Below are 3,538 nucleotides of genomic sequence, written 5' to 3' on the forward strand. Positions count from 1 at the left end.
TTTTTTAGAAAAAACAAAAATTAGATGTTTTTATATAAAACTAACTCTTTGGGTTACCCCATTCCTCCTTTTTATGAATAAATTTTTCCTTTTTTTCCTTAAAATGGGCAAGGCAGGTAGAAATTAAAAAATATGAGAGGAGGGGCATCTCTTTAAAGGCCTTGAAAAAATTAAAAATATTTGAAAGATTAATCATAAATCAAACAATCACCCTTTAATTGTAACTTTAACAAAAATCTTAATACATATGGGCCCTACAGCATTAAAAAACTTGTCTAAAATTTAAAACATATTGAAAAATCTATAAATCCTGAAAATATATTTTTTATATATTGTAAGATAGCTATTCTGTTAGATTTAATGTTTTCTTCATTTGTCATCACCGTAACTTTATCAAAGAAAGAATCAATGTTCACTTTTAATTCTAAGACTATATCAAATACTCTATCATAATCACAACCTGCTATATATTTTTCAATTAAACCTTTTGCAAATATGGCTTTTTCAAATAGAGTTTTTTCTGATTCTTCAATGAGCAAAGATTGATTTACTATAGATGTAATGTTTATGTTTTGTTTTTTTGCTTGATTTAGAATATTATTTATTCTTTTAAATATGCCAGATACAGAAACAAAATCTCCTTTTTGCTTTGCTTTTTGTAAAGATAAAAGTTTTGGTTTTAAGGAACCGAGTTTTTTTATGCCATATATTTTTGCTTCATTTGTAACAGCTTTAATCTCAGATGAGTCAAAACCTTGAGTTTCTAGGAGATTTTCTATTCTTTGCCATAGAAAATTTGTTAGTCTATCTTGAGGGTTTGTTGTATTGTTATTGTTTTTTATATTGTTCGGAAGGAAATCAAACGCACTCTTTATTATTTGAGATAAATCTTCCTTAGGCATTACTTCTAGAGCTATTCTTATAAAACCTATAGCCGATCTCCTAAGACCGTATGGATCTGCTGAACCTGATGGCTCTAATCCAATAGAAAAATTTGCAGCCAAAGTATCTATTTTGTCTGCCATAGATATTATAGAAGCTAACTTTGTTGTCGGCAAAGTTCCTGAAGAGCTTAACGGAAAGTAGTGTTCTTGTAACGCTTGTGCAACTTCTGAATTTTCATTAAGTTTTAAAGCATAGATTTTACCCATTATGCCTTGAAGTTCAGGGTATTCAAAAACCATTTCACTTACTAAATCTGTTTTGGATAACATAGCAGCTTTTTCTATTAAAGTATTATCTATGTTTAAATTAAATTCTTTGTTAAAAATCAGCGCAATTTGTTTTATGCGCAAAGTTTTTTCATAAATTGTACCTATTTCTTTATGAAAAACTATACCCTTTAATTTCTCAACATTGTTTTGTAGGCCATTTTTTAAGTCGTTGTTATAAAAGAATTCTGCATCAGCAAGTCTAGCCAAGACAACTTTTTGGTAACCTTCTTTAACTATATCTTGGTATGCTGAAGTGCCATTTTTTATACCAACAAAATGATTTGAAAAGCTCCCATTTTTATCATTTACAGCAAAACATTTCTGGCTTTTTCTTATACAAACTGTTAAAACTTCTTTAGGAAGATTGAGGTATTTTTTGTCAAAAGAGCAACAAATCGCGCTAGGATATTCCACTAGATAGTTTACTTCCTCAATAATAGCTTCGTCAGACAGTATGTCTCCTATATTATTAACGCAAGATTTGATAGAATTTTTTATCTCTTGTCGTCTTTCATCTTGATCCACTATTACAGACTTATTTTTTAATATAGACAGATAGTTTTCAGACATGTCTATTTTTATTTTCTTATTATCGTAAGTATGCAGACCAACTGTCCAATTAGAAGATGTTACATCTGCAATTTTAAATTTAATTAAATTTTTGCCAAATAAAGCGACTATATTTCTTATAGGTCTAGCAAATTTAAAACCAGTTTCTTCCCAAATCATATTTTTAGGGAAACTTATACTTTTTATAACCTCAGGAAAAATTATGCCTAATAGTTTTTTTGTTGGCTCACCTTTAATTGTTTTTGTAAAACAAAGATATTCACCTTTATCACTAACTTTAGTTTTAAGTTTTTCTGGAGTGGTGTCATTTTTTACAGCAAAACCTAAAGCTGCTTTTGTAAAGTTGCCATTAAGATCTTTTGCTGCTTTTATGGAAGGACCTAGAAGTTCTTCAATTGTGTCATTACTTTTTTCATAAAGACCTTCAATAATTAGAACGAGTCTTCTAGGCGTAGCATATGTTTTTATATTATTGAAAATTAAACCATAATTTGTAAGAGCCTTAGTGGAAGCTTGCTTGATTTGTTGTAAAGCAGGGTTAATATATGATGTAGGGAGCTCTTCTACACCTATTTCAAGTAATGCAGTTTTTGTGTTTAAAGTACCCATTATATACCTCAATTTTGTTGTACTTTCAGATATTCTTCAGCGACTGACTTTGCAAGAGTGCGTACTCTTAAGATATAACTAACTCTTTCAGACACAGAAATCGCTCCTCTAGCATCTAGCAAATTAAATAAATGCGAACATTTTATTACAGCATCGTAAGCAGGAAGAGGTAAATTTTTTTGGCAGAGTTTTTGCGCTTGTTGTTCCCAATCTGCAAAATGTTGTTTTAACATATCTGCTTGCGCATGCTCAAAATTGTAGCAAGACCATTCTTTTTCATCTTCTTTGTGCACATCACCATATGTTAATTGGTCATTCCATGCTAAATCATAAACATTATCTTTTTTTTGGACATACATTGCTAAGCGTTCAGTACCATACGTGATTTCAGCTGGTATTGGGGTTAGAGGTATGCCTCCAACTTGCTGGAAATATGTAAATTGTGTAGCTTCCATGCCATCAATCCACACTTCCCACCCAAGTCCCCAGGCTCCGAGTGTCGGGGATTCCCAATCATCTTCAACAAATCTTATGTCATGTTTTTTAGGGTTTAAACCTATAACTTTTAAACTTTTTAAATAAATTGCTTGAATATCTTTAGGAGCAGGCTTCATAATAACTTGAAATTGGTAATAATGTTGTAATCTGTTTGGATTTTCTCCATATCTGCCATCGGTTGGTCTTCTTGAAGGCTCTACATAAGCTACGTTCCAAGGTTTTGGTCCTAAAGAACGCAAAAATGTAGCAGGATTAAATGTTCCAGCACCTTTTTCTAAGTCGTAAGGTTGCCATATTAAACAACCTTGTTTTGCCCAGAATTTTTGTAGTTTAAAAATAATTTCTTGAAAATTCATGTAGTCCTCTAAATTTTACACAATAAAAATTTGAATATATATTTTAACAAAAAATGTATATCTGTACAAATTTTACCATTAGTAAAAACATGAATTTATAAATAAGTTCGTTGCTTATTTGGAAATATTTTTAGTTAGAGCCTGACTTGTCCGGCGAAAGGGAAAAGGGAAAGTTTGGGGGAACCCAAACAGATGTTTTTATATAAAAACATCTAATTTTTGTTTTTTCTAAAAAAGGAGTTGTCCTCTATACAAGTATATATTATTTTACATAATTAGAGTATATTATGT

2 protein-coding genes are annotated in these 3,538 nt (G+C 30.4%); both read right to left on the reverse strand.

The window, feature by feature from the left end:
- Positions 1-275 precede the first annotated feature (275 nt).
- Entirely contained in the window at positions 276-2,393 is a 2,118-nt protein-coding gene (glyS, locus tag LBD57_RS02795) for a glycine--tRNA ligase subunit beta (RefSeq protein ID WP_373469823.1), read from the reverse strand.
- A gap of 8 nt (positions 2,394-2,401) precedes the next feature.
- Positions 2,402-3,247, reverse strand: coding sequence for a glycine--tRNA ligase subunit alpha (locus LBD57_RS02800; protein ID WP_373469824.1), 846 nt, complete (start codon positions 3,245-3,247; stop codon positions 2,402-2,404).
- Positions 3,248-3,538 lie beyond the last annotated feature (291 nt).

This window comes from Candidatus Endomicrobiellum cubanum, from assembly GCF_031278955.1.
GTDB classification, from domain to species: domain Bacteria; phylum Elusimicrobiota; class Endomicrobiia; order Endomicrobiales; family Endomicrobiaceae; genus Endomicrobiellum; species Endomicrobiellum cubanum.